Genomic DNA, 15,136 nt, shown 5'->3' with positions numbered 1-15,136 from the left:
AATGAGGCTGAGCAATGAAAAACTTTTTGGATAAACTCGCATCGCTCGAAACAGCGGCGTTGGAAGACTGTGACAGTGATGCGCGGTACCAGCGCATACGGTCAGACATCCTGGACCTCCTAAAGGAAGCGCAGACGATGCTGACTGAGCCGGACCTGCTGGCGTTGAAATCGTCCGTCTTGGAAGCGCTTTACAGGATATGTGGGACACATCTCGATCTCGAAGTGCTGGAGCGATATATGCCGGAGGTCTTGACCGAGGAAGATTTCAAGCAGATCACCCAGAATTCGGCCCTTGCGCGATGGATGTAGCCTTCGTCTCATCTGCCCTGAATGCCTTGCTGGCTGAGGAGCTGGCATCCGGCAATCGGATTGCCGAGGTTTCAGAGTGGCCGCCGGCGTGCAGGAAACTAGTCATTCTTGAATACCGGTTTTCCCGTGCCCATGACGCTGCCGCGCTGGAATTTCGTGAGGTCAATGATCCACACTACTGGTTTTCCGAGTATGTGGCGGATGGCGGCGCAGAAGTGCTCGCCTGCCGGTTCAATACAAGGCCGCGCTAGCGTCATCCGATAGACCATTTGGGGCTCTTGCTCTCGGCAAAGGCCGTCAGGGCTTCGAAATGACGTTGGCGATCCTTGCGCGCCTTTCCCCCAGGAAATTGAATACAGAAACTTCCTTCTGCAACATGATCGATGGTGTAGCGGATGCCTTCAATCTCGACATAGCCGCCGCGACCTTCGTGTACAGTCTTGATCTCGTCAGCCATCGGATGCGTCGCTCTATTGGTTTCGAGATACCACCAGTAAATCACATCCCGGAAGTCGATTTTCGCGGCATCGACGAGGCCCTTGAGCTCCACGAAATTGCCCTTGCTCAATTCGAGAATGGCGCCGATAGCGTTGTCGAGATTGCCTTGCGAATCCATCGTCTCACTTGTCGAAATCCGTCCCAGCTCCGCGATGACGTCCGCGACTTCGCCAGCAGGGAAGCCAGTCTTGATTTTGGCGAGGTGACGTTGTGAAAGGCTCACTGGATACTCATGAGAACATTTGACGATCCAAGCTGATCGATTTGAGATAATATCCTCAATTATTCATGAATTCCAGTGGTGCGTCCGATCAGAAGACAACGCCGGTGCTATCGATCACGAGCTTTGCCTTGTTCTCAGCGCACCAAGCTTCCAACTCCTCTTTTAATACGGGGTAGAGGTCTCTGGCCCAGGCAGGTGCCTTGTCTGGCCAGTCGTCTTCAGTCGGCAAGAAGGCGGTAAGGACGCCCATGGCCAAGTCGAGCTTGAAGCTGCCTTCTTCCGCAATGACAACGAGTTCTTCTTTCCACTTTGGGCGAAACTGAAACTTCATTCGGGGGCCTTCCAATGCCTGCCAGCCGATCTCAATCTGGATGAATTCGCAGTCAAACGCCAGCCGGTCCCGAATTCGCGTGGGTGACGGAGATATCTGCAGGATTGTCGATATTGATGCGGGCTATAAAGCCGGTCTCGCCATAAGCAAGGAGCGTGCGATTTTGCATTTCGGCCCGCATGATCGGGTTCGAATTGGTGAAGAACAGGCTCCAGTTGAGATCGTTCTCCGGCGTGACAGACGCAATATAGCCCTCATTGCCCATGCCCCCGTCACCGAAGACGATCTTCTGTCCCTCGAATTCAAATGGATGGCGGAAGATATCGACCTGGGTCCACACGTCGTCATTGTACTTGAGAAGCGATGCGAGGGTCGTATCGCACATGGGCGACCAGTAGAGCGTCGTTTCATGCGTGTTCGGATCATAGGCGCTATAGGCGTTCGCAAACACGATTTGTCCGTCATCTGAATCGTCAGGCCCTTGGGCCGGGACACTTTCCAATGTCCGGCGCTCGCTGACAACGTGTCACGGAAGGACATGATCTTGTAGGCCAAGTCTTTTTCGACATGCGATTGCTGGTCGCAATGTCCCGAGAGTGCCACTAGGGCCTCTAGAAACCGTTCCAGTCGCTCGGTATTGACATCATCGCTCATGCGGAACTTGATGAGCAGACCATCGTCTGCCTCATGTTCATGATTAATCAGGGCGAGCGCATCATCAATCTTCATCTGTTTCAAATCGCAATCTGGAAGCCGCAGGGACCCTAGTTAGAAAACATTGTCCATAAAATGGAAAACATTGTCCATGATACTATACTGGTGGGGCCGTTAGAGCTTTGGGAAGGGAGTTCCGGAAGCTGGGCCTACATGAATCCGGCGGTGGTGTGTTTGATCTCATGCGCATGTTTTCTTTCATCTTGTTTGTATTGTCCTCCTTCGGCTTTTTGGCTTCAGCATGGCTCTGGTGGCAGCGCAAAAACCTTCCGTACAATGAAGAGGGGCGTTACTTTGATGGTCTGGTTGTTTATGAGGAACAGGGCGCATTTGTCTATCTAGTGCTGACCCTGATCTTCTTTCTTGCCAGCCTGTTTTGTGGCGTTTGGGCCTTGAGCCGCCGGTCTGCCTCGAAGAAAAACGCATCTTCAGCCTGGGAACACAATTGACGATGTTCACTGTCACCATTCGTAAGCCGCGGCCCGATTTCCGAGTCTTCATTGACCTCTTGTTTGGGCCGGGCCGGAATGTCGACACCGATGGCGATGCCGATCCGGTTTGGAGCCGGGACTGGCGAGAACTCTCCATCACAGGCCGCGAAAGTGACGCGTCAACGGTCGAGATTTATGCTGCGGCGGACGACCCGACGCGATTTGAGATAAAGTCGAACTCGGCGCCGCTGGCTGAACTTGCTGCGCTCTATCTCTATTCATATTGCGGAGAGGCGCTCGAACGGGATGGCGTGGCGGTTAGGCTTGATGAATACCAGCGCCTGATTGAGCGCTATGCGGATCAATTGGCCCGCGCAGACCTCGCCTTCTGGCACCGGTCCTCCGAAGACGTTCCATTTCCCGGTTTGGACGTTGTCGATGACTGTGTGAGGGCGAGGGACGTCTTGCAATCCCTTCGGCCCACTTTGCGCGATGATTCCGTGCTACGAATGGCCCTGGAGGGGCTGATCGAGATCGAAGATGGCGTACTTGAGAACAGCGTGGCCGAGGAGGCTGCAAGGCATGTTGAGAGCTGTCCGTTGTGTACGGAGTGGCTGGATCAGTTCTATCCAGATCGCGCAGAGAGTCGGAAGGCAAGTGAGCGGCGAACATCGCCCGACAAGCCGGCAGATAGAGAGACCGGAGGACAAGGAAGGTGAGCGCGAATTCTGATCACGACATGCGCGTCGCCCGCAAGATTGCGCGGGCCAAAGCCACGCATATGAGCAATGCCAAATGGCGAAAGCTATTCGCCGCCTTGCATGAACTGCCTAATGGTTGTTCGGTGATTGGGTTGAAACTTGTCGGACGCACGGTACTCGGCGTACCAACGCCTGGTCCCGTTTTTGAGTTCGAAGACCATTTCGGCGAATGCGGTGGCATTTCGTTCGTACCGTTTTCGCATATTGAATTTGTCGGAGTCTCAAATTCCGACACCACCAACGCCGCGCTCATTCAACACCTGAACACGTTCGGAAACTGGCCGATAACCGAAGACGTGGAGGGCATCCTGATCAATGGCTATGAGTGGGGAGAAGAGGGAAAATAGAATGAGCTATTCAACATGCTCAATTCGCAAGATTTCTTCGCGGTTTAACACAATTCGAGCGCGGCGCATCACGGTCTCTTCCGCACCCTCTTGCTTAACCTGGTAAACGAGGTTCAGGTGATAGACTTTTGGAAGCTCGGTTCTCTGGAAACTGCCGGTACGCACATCCCAATGGGAGACCAAGTCGATTTGATCATCTAGCCGGGACATCACGTCGTTGAGCGACACACGCACGATCTCCTGAATTCCGAATTGTGTGTCCATGGACGCAGTCTCAATGCCATCGAGTTCAATCCGGCGCTTGTAGTGGATGACGTTCTCAAGCTCCGTGGACGAGCCACGCACAGTGCGGGCGGCACGCCTTAGGCGGACCACGTCGCGAGGCACCTCACGAACGGTTTTCCACGTGGCTTTTTCCATGGCCCTTCCACTGACCTCACTGAGGCCCATCAGGTGGAAAAGGTGGTCGCCAAGGCTGACGTTGTGGTCCCATTTCAACCACTGTTTAATGAGCCGTTGGCGCACATGGTCTTTGATACGGTCCTTGAGCACATATGCGCCGACCGCCAACGCCAAGAAGAATGCGCCTTGTGACGAGCCGAGGGCTCCCGTGAGCAGCGGTACTTGCGCAATCGTGGCCCATGTAGCCGCCAATCCGGCAGCCACCATGGCCGCGCTATTGGCCACAAAGGGGTCCTTAGTGGACGCACGCATGTCCAGATAGAGTGACTTTTGCAGCTCCTTCTTCAGCAGACTCAACCTATATCCATAGTGCTCTCCGGCGTGTCGGCCCACAGTCACGAAGCCGAGGCTTCGTTGGCGCTCGTGAAGGCGTCTCAGAGTCTGGGCTAGCCTGAGCTGGAGCTTAAGCGCGAGGCCGTCACCATCGTAGATGGATGGTGCCTCCTTGATGGTCAGCGCGAGCTCAGAAAAACGCTCATCAGCGAGCGCCAAGAGGTACTCTTCGGCAAAGAAGAGGGTCGGCATGAGGTCAGGGTGCGTCACGGTGCGGTAGGGCTCTACGGACCTTCTGAGTGTGGTGAGCGCGGAGAGCGCAGCTTCAGTTCCCACACAAAGTCGCTCGATGCGCGCCTTCAGGCTCGCCCGGTCGCTCATCCGTCTTCGAATCGAATGAATTTCCTCTTGAAGTGCATCGGCAATCTCGGCACCAAAGAGCTGCGCCATAGCGGTCATCGCGGCGCCGTTTGCGGGCTCATCGCTCAGCAAGCTCGGCACCTGACTCAACAAGATATGCCCGGGATTGTGCAGGTCGCTCAGGTCGGCCAGCTCTTGCAACGTCAATCCGTGGCTCTGCAAACGCATCAAGACCTGGGTTGAGCGATAGAAATTCGTGGTCTCCCAGGTGGTGGGCGTGATGCCGATATTGCGCGGAAAAAAGAAGAAATATTCGATTGACCATGCCGCCTTGTTGCCTGCGGCTGGCAGATCGAAAAAATGCCGAATCTCGAAGCTTCGACGGTCCTTTTTGAAAACTTGAACGCCGTCCATCACGCCCTCGGCACATTGAATGTGAGCGTGCGTCCATCGTCCACAACCGAACCGCCTACCGCACCAATCATGGACCCTGCGAGCTTCCCAATCCAAGGCGGGAGCGAGACCTCGAGCGTGATCATCACAGTGGTATCGGTCTGGCGAATCTGAATCACAAAGCCTTCGGGCTCTTCGTCCGCCGCGGCATCAATGGCGAAGTCAAGCGCCGTGTCCACTCGCCGGTCCACGTCGGCAGCCACGAAGGACTCCTCCGAGTTTTCCAGGGTGATTGCAAGGCCAGCATTGACAGCCTTCGCGCGCCGAATCGCATCCGAGACCGACTCGAGTACATCCAGCGTTGTGACGTATTGGGGTGACGGATGCCAATTCGTCAAGAAGCCTTCCGGCACGTGACAATGAAGCACAAATAAAGACTCCTGCCCTGCCCGTTTGAGGGCAAAAAGCTTCATCGGGATACCGAACTTCTCGCGCGCGAATCCGAAGATTACGCCGTCGGTCTTGTTCTCCGCATCAGCCTTAGCTTTGGCGAAAGCCGGCGACTTTAGGATAACGGCGAGGACCTCTTCGGCGTCTCGAGTATCGTGCTCCACCACCCTTCTAAAGGCCGCATTGACTGCAACGGCGTCGTTCCCGGCTAGAACAGCCATGGGCGAATCAACGTCTTCAACGAGTTGCTCAAAGAGCATCATGCCCGAATCGGAGTTAGCAAGTCGTGTGCGAAATTCCAGCGCCAATCGGTTCAACGCTCGCCCGATATCGCCGATTTCGTCCTCTGACGTCCAGACCTCTGAGGGGGTGAGGTCTCCGCTCGCGAGCTGGTTTGACATGCGCACCAGGCGTTGCAGAGGCCGGCTGTAAAGGTAGGCAGCTAAGAGCGAGAGCAGAATCGCTACCGTGAGCGCGGCAGCCTGAGAGTTGCGAATTGCGTTACTCATGCCTCCGGTCAACTCTTCGATTCTATCGATAGGATATGAGAGCCGAATCACCTCAGCCCGTGCGCCCTCATCCACCCGTACCGCAACGTAGATATGTTCTTCGCCGTTCGTCTTCGACACTCGCCGCGAGACGCCTACCCCCGGAAACCCAAACTTTGGCCCGTCCCCTGCCCCTTTACCAAGCGCCTCCAAAACCTCGGGGCGTTGTCCGTGATTTTCAAGCGCGCTCAGGTTTCCCGCGGAGTCAAAGCGCACCACGCCAGTATGGCCGATATAGGTGATTCGGAGAGGTTCAAGCTGCGCATGGGTTTGAATCATCCCAAGCCGCGTGTCCTCTGGGAGTGCTCGAAGCTCCTCGGCCAGAAGACTCCCGCGGCGAGCTAACTCCTCGGCGCGGTCCGCGATGATCTGGTCGTGAAAAGAGACCTGGAGATATATGAGTGCGGGCACGGCCCCTGCAGCCACCACCGCAAAATACGAGATGAAAACCCGGACTGGAAAGGGAACTCGAATCTTCTGAAACATGAATGCAACTTGGTTGGCGATACAAGGCTGGGAATGTGGAACGAACCACACGTCACCAATATAGCTGGTCTTTTTACTTCTTCAATCGAACGGTACGCTCAAAGTTTGCGTTCCCTTGTCGGCCCCGATAGATTGGCAGAAATTTGCTTCATTTTGAGGAGACCATCATGGATGGAAAGTTAGTCATTGCGTTCTCAGCACTCTTTTTTGGAGTTGCATGTGGCCCTGGCGGCGACGACCCGACAGACCTCAACAACCTCGGGAACAACGGCTCGGTGGAGGTGATTGAGCGCGACGGAATCGAGTCAGACGATTTTGTGGACCTCTTGCACTACTACCTCAGCACCCAAGAGGACGGGCCTGGGCTCTATGCGTATCGGCCGGCTACGCCTGACGAAGCGCCGGTTTTGATAGACCCGAACGTCACGATTCAGAACCCGTTCAACGTGACGTTTCCCATTGCCGAGACTGAGGGCGGAAACACCCTTCATCTGAGGCCCAAAGGCGTATTCTACAATGCTGGAGAGACGTTCCCGCCGGTTGCCGGAGAGATTCCGTCGGTCAAGAGTTACCTGGTCACGACGGACCCGTCTCAGCTCGATTCGGCGCCTCAACAGGTCTCCAATCACGATTACCCCGGAAGCTTCATCGGCTCGTCAGCGTATCTCGCGTTTGGCGACAGCCTTAGTACCAGCTCGATCTGGGTCTCAATCTTGAACATGCGCATCGATCTGAACATGACGGCAGACGAGGCACCTCTGACACTTCCGGAAGACGGTGGATTCTTGGCCTCGATGCTCGGGGAAGGAAGTCAGACGCACGACCACTGGCTCTACATAGACGCCGACGGAAGCCTTAAGTTTTACGACACTCAGTTCGCGACCAGCACGCCGGTCAATGACGAGGATTCAGGCATGCCTCTCGCAAACTTGAAGACGCGCGGCTCGTTCATCACCTATCTGGGCGTGGACAACGCACTGGTTCTGCTCATGGACGCCGACGCCGATACTCAAAATGGCGAGTTCGGCCTGGTCTATCGTGTGACTCGTCCTGGGCTTGCAGGACCAGGCGTGGCCAAGCTTCTGACGAATGGAGACGGTGAGCCGATTGAGTTCGGGATGCCTGGGTCGATTTTGGGGCGCACAATTCCCGGAGAGGCGGCGCGGTGGAATGATACCGAGGCCTTCTATTTCGCTGAAGGTCCTGGGATTTTCTCGTCGGATATCCCCGCTCAGCTGACGCGAGTGACCGCCGACGGATGGACCGCGCTGCAGATTGAGCTCGACGATTTCGCCGCGTTCTCCGCGCCCATCTTCGTGCGTGTGGACGGAGGCTTCTTCTGGGCGCCTGGCTATAAGCCGGAGCTCATCTACCCGGACGGCAATGACCCATCTTCTTGGGTTCGCACGCCGCTGGATGCGCCGCAGCCGAACGAGTCCACCATCTTTAGTAGCGCCGGAGACTGGGTCTACTACCAAAGTGCGGACGATGCCGCCGTGGCACTCAACGTGAAGACTGGAGATACGCTGGAGCTCGCAAACTCACTTTGGATTGGTGGCTCATTTGTGAGTGAAGTGGGCGAGGAGATTCGAACCGGTCTGATTGCGAGGCAGGAGCTGGCGACCGTGCTAGTACACCTCGCGGACAACCGATTGGGTGCCGTGGAAGCCGCAAGGCCCCAGGACGGCGTTGTGATTTTGGGCGACCTGCCCGAGACAACGGATGAGGTGCTCGTCAACGGCCCCGCAATTGGCCCAGCTCGCCTTGTTCGCCTCGAGCACGAGGATGGCGGTGTCGAAGTTATCGCGATTGATACGCGAGAAGCTGGGAGCCTTCGTCGCATCATGGAGAGCCCCGCGCAGCAGTGGGCCTATGAGTCGGATATCGCGGGAACCCCGATTGAAATCGACGTCCCTCCAGATACGACGGGACCACTCAGCATGTTTTAGCCGCAGAAATGTATGGAGTATTCACTTAGCCAGCTTTTCGAACGTGGAGGCGTGAGCATGCGCCATTCGAATTGCAGCTTCTCGCAATCGTTCTGTTTTTTCGTCGCGCACCGGCCGAATAATCAGGACATCTCCGTCTGTTGTAATTTCTAGAGGGGTGTCTTTATCGATCCGAAGTAAGTCCAACACGGGCCGCTCAATAATCAACCCCAAACTATTTCCCACAACGCTCAATTTTTTCTGCACCTTAACCTCCGGCACGTGGTTGCAACACCGTTATAACAAACTATACTCAAAACCAGTCGAACGTTCAAAAACGGACTCAATAAGGCGCAAAAGTGTTTGAGCTGAAAGTTAGAAAGGTCGGAAAATCGCTCGGGGTCGTACTCCCACAGGAAGTCATTGCGAACCTGAATATCAAGGAAGGGGCTGCCCTATATCTCACCGAGTCCCCGGGCGGCGGATACCAGCTAGTGCCGTATGCTCCTGAGTTTGAGCAGAAGCTCAAGAAGGCAGAAGACATCATGAATCGCTATCGCGCTACCTTGCATGTTTTGGCCCAATGAAATCTTAAGGGATCTTCAGATGTAATCACCTCGGGATGCGACTAAACTCCTACGCATTGGATAACGTGTAGGATTATTGAAATGTCGCTTCGTACCCTTCTACTCTACTTCTTGGTTCTCTCGGTCGGTAGTTTCCAGGCATGTTCCTGTGACGACTCGGTGGAACTTCCGGACACAACAAATTCAGACATGCAGCTCCCAGACGAAGGTCTGCCTGACCAGGGATTGCCGGACCAAGACACTCCGGACCAACCTGAGACCCAAGACCCTTGCAGCGAGGACTTGAACCCATGCCGGGCTGACGAAGTGTGCACTTCGGGCGCCGATCTAGTCGCTGTTTGTGCGTGCCCGGCCGGAACCTCGGAAGTTGAGGGCGCCTGCGTGGAAGACACCGAGTGCACGGCCACAACCTGCGGCCAAGGTACCTGTCAGGACTCGGAGAACGGGCCATCGTGCACGTGTGAGGCCGGCTGGGCCGGTGATTTCTGCGATAGCTGTGATGCCGCCGGCGGCTGGCAACCAGACGGCATGGGAGGATGCACCGACGACCCTTGTTCGCTCATCGTCTGCGGCGAGAAAGTCTGTGAGGTGGAGAACGGGGTGGCGGCGTGTGTTTGCCCTGCGGGAACCCACGAAGAAGGCACGAGCTGTGAGCCCGACCGCGAGTGTTTGCCAACCTCCTGCAACATGCACGGAACCTGCGATGACACGGGCGGCGTTGTCGCGTGCCAATGCGACGAAGGCTTCGCAGGCGAGTCGTGCTCGGAATGTGACGCACTCGGTGGCTACCACCCGGACGGCGCGGGCGGTTGCACCACGGACCCTTGCTTGCCAAACCCTTGCTCTGAATCCAACAAGAACGCCTGCACCGCGAACGGCACGTCCTACACATGCTCCTGCAACCCGGGATTCCACCTCGAGGGCAACAACTGCGTCGTGGACGAAGTCTGTGAAAACGGCTCGTGCAGCGGCAATGGCGCGTGTAGCGACGTGGGCGGTGTTGTGACCTGTGCGTGTGATGCTGGCTACGCCGGCGAGTCCTGCGACTCCTGCGATTCCGCAAATGGCTACCACTTAGATGGGATGGGTGGATGCACCACCGACCCATGTCTTCCCAATCCATGCTCGATGATGGCGAACAAGACGCAATGCGTGTCCCAGGGCACCGGATACATGTGCGAATGTGACGCGGGCTTTCATCCTGACGGCCTTGGCGGATGCACCGACGACCCATGTACACCCAACACCTGCGCGGCGAACAACCAGGCCTGCCGTGTCACCGCTGGCCAGGCCGAGTGCTACACCCCAGAATGCAACGACAACAACCCCTGCACCGAAGACACTCTGGTCAACGGTCAATGCGTCTACAACAGCGTGGCCGACGGCACCGCGTGTTCTACCGGCGCCTGTCAGGTCAATGAGGTCTGCGGTGCTGGTTCATGCGGAGGCGGCTCGGCGCGCGTTTGTGACGACGCAAACCCCTGCACCACCGACACCTGCGACCAGCAATCTGGATGTGTCTTTACTGTAGACGACTCGAATGTGCCTGACGACGGCATCGCTTGTACTGAGGATCTGTGTTCGGGTGGATTCTCAAGCAACACGCCTTCTGACGGACTCTGCGATGACGCGCTCTTTTGCAACGGCGAAGAACTCTGCGCGCCGGCCGACCCAAATGCGAACACCAGCGGCTGCATCACCCAGAACATCCCGACTGCCCCGCCCTCGCCTGGCCCTTGCAGCTACTATGGGGTGTGCGATGAGGGCTCAGAGAGCTTCCCGCTCATGACACGCGCGGCTGGGGCCTCATGCAATGACGGCATCTACTGTTCCGTCAATGACGTCTGTGACGCCGCCGGGGCCTGCCGTGGCACACTCGTCTCCGATTGTTCGCTCCCAACCACCTGTGACGCTTCCAGTCCTTTCAGCGGCACCATCGATATCCCGCAGGCGACCATCACTTTGAATGTGACGCTCGGCGGGCAGCCGCTCTCAGCGTCTGGCAGCGACTCCACGAGCCACATGATTTACGCGGTTGCCCGAGACACGGGCGCCAAACACCAGATTTCGCGGTTTTACTGGGACAGCTACTACACTCCCAATTTGCGCCGCACAGACGCCGAACGGCTGATGCCTGGTACGTACGACATACTCTACCGAAAGGGTGAAACCAGCACCGATTCAGGCTATGTCTCTTCAACCGACTCCTACGATATCGGGCCGAACGGCGTGCGCATTCTAGCCGAGGGTGTCACCGTCTACGCCGGCCACAACACGCTCGACATCGATATTCCTCAGACCACTCTGACCGTGAATCTTACTCTTGGCGGCCAACCCCTGCCCTCGTCCGGCAGCGATTCCACAAGTCATATGGTCTACGCGGTGTCCAAGGACACGGGCGCCAAACACCAGATTTCGAGGTTCTACTGGGACAGCTACTATACGCCAAACCTGCGGCGCACGGACGCCTTGCGCTTGCTGCCCGGCACCTATGATATTCTCTACCGAAAAGGTGAAACCAGCACGGACTCGGGCTTTGTGTCGCGCACAGACACGTACGATATTGGCCCCAATAGCGTGCGCTTTTTGGCGCGCGATTTGGTGATTTCCGGCGCATCTGCCACTCTCAATGTGGACATCCCGCAGACGGAAATCACGCTCGATATCACGCTCGGCGGCCAGCCCCTGCCCTCGTCCGGCAGCGATTCCACAAGCCATTTCCTCTACGCCGTGTCGCGCGATACGGGCGTGCGTCATCAAATCTCAGGCTTCTATTGGGATAGCTACTACACCCCAAACTTGCGCCGGACAGACGCTATCCGACTCATTCCCGGCACGTATGACATCCTCTATCGCAAAGGCGAAACGAGCACGGACTCGAAGTTTGTGAGCAGCACGGACACCTACGATATCGGTCCAAACGGTCTGAGATACCTGGCTTATGGCGTTCAAATCAGCGGCACGTCCCAAAATCTGAGCGTGGATATCCCGCAGACCGAGGTCACGCTCAACATCACGCTCGACGGGCAGCCCCTGCCCTCATCAGGTAGCGACTCCACAAGTCACATGCTCTACGCGGTGTCCAAAGATACCGGCGCACGCCACCAGATTTCGCGGTTCTATTGGGATTCGTATTACACTCCGAACCTGCGGCGCACAGACGGTCTCAGGCTGATTCCCGGCACCTATGACATCCTCTATCGCAAAGGCGAGACGAGCACGGATTCGGGTTACGTGAGCAGCACAGACACTTATGATATCGGCCCGAATGGCGTGCGCTATCTGGCACGAGACATCGAGGTTAGCGGCACTTCCCAAACCCTCGACATCAACATCGACCAAAGCCCGGTCACCCTCAACATCACGATGAACGGCCAACCACTGCCCTCGGCCGGCAGCGATTCCACAAGCCACATGCTCTACGCCGTCTCCAAAGACACGGGCGTGAAACACCAAATTTCCAGATTTTATTGGGATTCCTACTACACGCCGAACCTTCGCCGCACCGACGCACTCCGCCTGATGCCTGGCACCTATGACATCCTCTACCGCAAGGGCGAAACCAGCACAGATTCTGGCTTTGTAAGCAGCACGGACACTTATGATATCGGGCCGAATGGCGTGCGATACCTGGCGCGCGACGTGGTTGTTCAGGTGGGTATGTCGCAAATGATCGACATCGACATTCCCCAAACTCCCATCACATTCGACATCACGCTCGCCGACCAACCTCTATCGAACGATGGCAGCGACTCCACGAGCCATATGGTCTACGCGGTCTCGCGTGACACAGGTGTGCGGCATCAACTCTCACGCTTCTACTGGGACTCGTACTACACCCCGAACCTTCGCCGCACAGACGCGGAGCGCCTGATGCCTGGCGTCTACGACATCCTCTATCGAAAGGGAGAGACTTCGTCAGATTCGGGTTACGTCTCGTCTACCGACTCCTACGATATCGGCCCCAACGGCGTGCGCTACCTGGGCGTTTGTCTGGAATTTCCCTGATAACTTAGTACTCTTTCAGGCATGGGGCATCGATGTAGCTTTGCAATCAAGGACCGGGGAAACGTAGAGTTGTTTTACGGCCATTGGTCCGCACTACAACTCCCTGACCAGATATTTTGGGGGCCGGAGTTTGTGGAAAAGTATATCCGCGGACACGAGAAGGTTGATTGGTGGCTTGACGATGTATGGGCTGAAGGATGCGTAGGTCTGGATCATGATGAAAAGCTAATCCTTGTGCTCGACCGTTCCAGTGATCTCAGCGAAGCCGAGTCCGACTACTTCTTTGAGTTGATGGGTGCTCTTTGGAAATCTTGGGGGTGGAAAGTCCAGCGTGTCAGCAAGATGGAAGACATAGCCGTACACATGGGTTACGCGGCTGAAGATGTCCTTTGGGTGCCCGAAGCTGAAGAGCCTTGTGCGCTGCACGGCATCACAGACGCGTGGCACTCAGACCGCCAAATCTACACTCTGATTACCGCGGCGGGCACCGACTACGGCACGAATGAATTTAGTCTCAACCTGCTCGCCAACGGACCACGACTACTGGACTATATTCAGAATTTCCCACGACTCGAAAAAGTTCTTGAAGTGAGTAGCCACGTCGATCTCGCGTGGATAGACGCGTACATCTTCTTCGAGCCTTCAAACAAGTCGATGGTCATCCATACACCCAACATGTTCTTTGCGCGGCACCTAAAACACATCCAAAGAGCTTGGCCTCAGTGGCGCGTGGACATCGTACTTGCAGGGGCAGCCGAACACTTTCAAATGGCGGGCTCTGAAATGCCAAATCTTCTCATACCCAGGAAGAAGGCTGAGCAGGAGCAAGAGGTCGTTAGAGTCCGCGTCTTAGAGCGCCTGAGCAAGAAGCCGAATAATCCACTGGAATGGTTCACTGAAACTATGTGGAAGATTGGAGCCGTTGCTAATGAGTCTGCGAAACGTGGGCCTCCTCAAGAATCTTTGACCTATAGAGAACGGACAAAACTCATCAACCGGGCGTTGTCACTCATTTGAGAAGTATCTCAGCTGCCAAGTTCTACTGACGCAGCTTTCAACCTGCGCCGAGCCTCGGTGTCCTCGATAAACTCTTCGATTCGGCCTCTCAAGCTGATGCACCCACTCGGCTGACGGGTGAAGGAAACCAACCACCGGAGTTCTCCTTCGTCCAAGCGCAGGATCGATTGGTCAAGAGTTTCCGCACGTACAATGTACTGATTTTTCAGCAGGTTTTCCGCGAGCAATCGAAGCAGTTGTGTTCGATCGCACTCAAGTTGTTCGGCCAACTTCGCTGTTTGACTTGCATATTCGACTAGGTCCTTAGAAAACTCTCGATCAACTGGCCTACCCCCAAACCATTTCTCATAGAGCTCATCGCTTAGTTGGTGCTCCGCGGACTTACGAGGAACGTGAACATGTTCAACTTCTTGATCTTGGACCCTGCGTCTAACCCACTCATGGGAGGTGACGTGGGGCGGAGCAAACTCTCGACCCAAAATTCGACGCAATTGCGTCTGGGCTTTCAGCACATCATCCCAGTCAAACTCACCAGAAAGCACGGCATTTTCGCCCATGGCGTCTTCAACGAGCATACCGACGGCAATCAAAAACAAGGCGTATGGTCTGCCCATGTAGTTATTCTCAAATACCGTCGCTACAAATGGGTCATTTCCTGAAGACTCATTTGGAAACAACCGCTCCTCCTTGTTTCGCGCTCTCCTTTGATAGCGGACTAGGTCGCGGGACATCCCAAAACTACCGGCACAATGGAGTGACTTCTGATCACCTATGACTTCCCAGTAGCCCGGCTCTCCGTCATCGGGCGACGTCAGAACAGACACAGCAACGTCTGCAAGGACTCGATGGCCGAGTCGAATCAACCGCAGGTTCCACTCGTTGAGAACCTTTGAAGTCGTATCCCAGAGCTCAGCCCAGGATTGTCTTGAAATGGTGAGTGGCAGAATTTCCAATCGTAGAAACATCGACATCAATGTCCCCTCGAGTCATAGGTTTACGTAATGACTC

16 protein-coding genes are annotated in these 15,136 nt (G+C 55.8%); 9 read left to right on the top strand and 7 right to left on the bottom strand.

Annotated elements, in window-relative coordinates; all coding sequences use genetic code 11:
• Nucleotides 1–14: 14 nt before the first annotated feature.
• Nucleotides 15–311, top strand: a complete 297-nt coding sequence (locus FRD01_RS22330; protein WP_146963155.1) for a hypothetical protein — start codon at nt 15–17, stop codon at nt 309–311.
• Nucleotides 302–562, top strand: coding sequence for a hypothetical protein (locus FRD01_RS22325; protein ID WP_146963154.1), 261 nt, complete (start codon nt 302–304; stop codon nt 560–562). Before FRD01_RS22330 ends, FRD01_RS22325 begins: the two co-directional genes overlap by 10 nt.
• A gap of 2 nt (nt 563–564) precedes the next feature.
• On the opposite strand, the gene FRD01_RS22320 is transcribed toward FRD01_RS22325, so the two are convergent.
• The 3 genes from FRD01_RS22320 to FRD01_RS22310 all read right to left on the bottom strand — a co-directional run bounded on the left by FRD01_RS22320 (nt 565) and on the right by FRD01_RS22310 (nt 1,865).
• Nucleotides 565–1,032: a hypothetical protein gene (locus tag FRD01_RS22320; RefSeq protein WP_146963153.1), complete on the bottom strand. Its 468-nt coding sequence runs from the start codon at nt 1,030–1,032 to the stop codon at nt 565–567.
• 88 nt (nt 1,033–1,120) lie between these two features.
• A complete protein-coding gene (locus FRD01_RS22315; RefSeq protein ID WP_146963152.1) occupies nt 1,121–1,363 on the bottom strand; it encodes a hypothetical protein in 243 nt (80 codons plus the stop codon).
• A gap of 52 nt (nt 1,364–1,415) precedes the next feature.
• Nucleotides 1,416–1,865 carry a hypothetical protein gene (locus FRD01_RS22310; RefSeq protein WP_146963151.1) on the bottom strand — a complete coding sequence of 150 codons (450 nt, stop codon included), beginning with the start codon at nt 1,863–1,865 and terminating at the stop codon, nt 1,416–1,418.
• A 382-nt stretch (nt 1,866–2,247) separates the two neighbouring features.
• On the opposite strand from FRD01_RS22310, the gene FRD01_RS22305 reads away from it, so the two are divergent.
• The 3 genes from FRD01_RS22305 to FRD01_RS22295 are packed head-to-tail and all read left to right on the top strand — an operon-like array spanning nt 2,248 to nt 3,616.
• Nucleotides 2,248–2,526: a hypothetical protein gene (locus FRD01_RS22305; RefSeq protein WP_146963150.1), complete on the top strand. Its 279-nt coding sequence runs from the start codon at nt 2,248–2,250 to the stop codon at nt 2,524–2,526.
• A complete protein-coding gene (locus tag FRD01_RS22300) occupies nt 2,523–3,227 on the top strand; it encodes a hypothetical protein (protein WP_146963149.1) in 705 nt (234 codons plus the stop codon). The genes FRD01_RS22305 and FRD01_RS22300 overlap by 4 nt, the downstream gene beginning before the upstream one ends.
• Nucleotides 3,224–3,616: a hypothetical protein gene (locus FRD01_RS22295; RefSeq protein WP_146963148.1), complete on the top strand. Its 393-nt coding sequence runs from the start codon at nt 3,224–3,226 to the stop codon at nt 3,614–3,616. The genes FRD01_RS22300 and FRD01_RS22295 overlap by 4 nt, the downstream gene beginning before the upstream one ends.
• Before the next feature lie 6 nt (nt 3,617–3,622).
• Here the strand turns inward: FRD01_RS22295 and FRD01_RS22290 are convergent, their stop codons facing one another.
• Complete coding sequence (locus FRD01_RS22290; RefSeq protein WP_146963147.1) at nt 3,623–5,125, bottom strand: hypothetical protein; 1,503 nt, start codon at nt 5,123–5,125, stop codon at nt 3,623–3,625.
• Nucleotides 5,125–6,588, bottom strand: coding sequence for a HAMP domain-containing protein (locus FRD01_RS22285; protein WP_146963146.1), 1,464 nt, complete (start codon nt 6,586–6,588; stop codon nt 5,125–5,127). The genes FRD01_RS22290 and FRD01_RS22285 overlap by 1 nt, the downstream gene beginning before the upstream one ends.
• A gap of 167 nt (nt 6,589–6,755) precedes the next feature.
• Here FRD01_RS22285 and FRD01_RS22280 point away from each other — a divergent pair, with 167 nt between their 5' ends.
• Nucleotides 6,756–8,537, top strand: coding sequence for a hypothetical protein (locus FRD01_RS22280; RefSeq protein ID WP_146963145.1), 1,782 nt, complete (start codon nt 6,756–6,758; stop codon nt 8,535–8,537).
• Between the two features lie 21 nt (nt 8,538–8,558).
• Here the strand turns inward: FRD01_RS22280 and FRD01_RS22275 are convergent, their stop codons facing one another.
• The gene (locus tag FRD01_RS22275) at nt 8,559–8,783 is read right to left on the bottom strand and encodes an AbrB/MazE/SpoVT family DNA-binding domain-containing protein (RefSeq protein ID WP_146963144.1); all 225 of its coding nucleotides are present in this window, start codon (nt 8,781–8,783) and stop codon (nt 8,559–8,561) included.
• Nucleotides 8,784–8,875: 92 nt separating this feature from the next.
• Here FRD01_RS22275 and FRD01_RS22270 point away from each other — a divergent pair, with 92 nt between their 5' ends.
• The 3 genes from FRD01_RS22270 to FRD01_RS22260 all read left to right on the top strand — a co-directional run bounded on the left by FRD01_RS22270 (nt 8,876) and on the right by FRD01_RS22260 (nt 14,128).
• Nucleotides 8,876–9,103, top strand: coding sequence for an AbrB/MazE/SpoVT family DNA-binding domain-containing protein (locus tag FRD01_RS22270; protein WP_146963143.1), 228 nt, complete (start codon nt 8,876–8,878; stop codon nt 9,101–9,103).
• Between the two features lie 81 nt (nt 9,104–9,184).
• Nucleotides 9,185–13,111, top strand: coding sequence for a hypothetical protein (locus FRD01_RS22265; protein ID WP_146963142.1), 3,927 nt, complete (start codon nt 9,185–9,187; stop codon nt 13,109–13,111).
• A gap of 132 nt (nt 13,112–13,243) precedes the next feature.
• Complete coding sequence (locus FRD01_RS22260; protein ID WP_146963141.1) at nt 13,244–14,128, top strand: hypothetical protein; 885 nt, start codon at nt 13,244–13,246, stop codon at nt 14,126–14,128.
• Between the two features lie 8 nt (nt 14,129–14,136).
• On the opposite strand, the gene FRD01_RS22255 is transcribed toward FRD01_RS22260, so the two are convergent.
• Nucleotides 14,137–15,099: a hypothetical protein gene (locus FRD01_RS22255; protein WP_146963140.1), complete on the bottom strand. Its 963-nt coding sequence runs from the start codon at nt 15,097–15,099 to the stop codon at nt 14,137–14,139.
• Nucleotides 15,100–15,136: the final 37 nt, after the last annotated feature.

Origin of the sequence: Microvenator marinus (assembly GCF_007993755.1) — a bacterium.
GTDB classification, from domain to species: domain Bacteria; phylum Myxococcota_A; class Bradymonadia; order Bradymonadales; family Bradymonadaceae; genus Allomicrovenator; species Allomicrovenator marinus.
Note: the sequence above shows the minus strand (reverse complement) of the source record. Positions and strands in the feature narration are given on the sequence as shown.

Bases quoted from the DNA above. Each gene is read 5' to 3' on its own strand.
- FRD01_RS22255 (WP_146963140.1), bottom strand. From the start codon at position 15,099: ATGTCGATGTTTCTACGATTGGAAATTCTGCCACTCACCATTTCAAGA.
- FRD01_RS22265 (WP_146963142.1), top strand. From the start codon at position 9,185: ATGTCGCTTCGTACCCTTCTACTCTACTTCTTGGTTCTCTCGGTCGGT.
- FRD01_RS22315 (WP_146963152.1), bottom strand. From the start codon at position 1,363: ATGAAGTTTCAGTTTCGCCCAAAGTGGAAAGAAGAACTCGTTGTCATT.
- FRD01_RS22330 (WP_146963155.1), top strand. From the start codon at position 15: ATGAAAAACTTTTTGGATAAACTCGCATCGCTCGAAACAGCGGCGTTG.
- FRD01_RS22290 (WP_146963147.1), bottom strand. From the start codon at position 5,125: ATGGACGGCGTTCAAGTTTTCAAAAAGGACCGTCGAAGCTTCGAGATT.
- FRD01_RS22285 (WP_146963146.1), bottom strand. From the start codon at position 6,588: ATGTTTCAGAAGATTCGAGTTCCCTTTCCAGTCCGGGTTTTCATCTCG.
- FRD01_RS22325 (WP_146963154.1), top strand. From the start codon at position 302: ATGGATGTAGCCTTCGTCTCATCTGCCCTGAATGCCTTGCTGGCTGAG.
- FRD01_RS22280 (WP_146963145.1), top strand. From the start codon at position 6,756: ATGGATGGAAAGTTAGTCATTGCGTTCTCAGCACTCTTTTTTGGAGTT.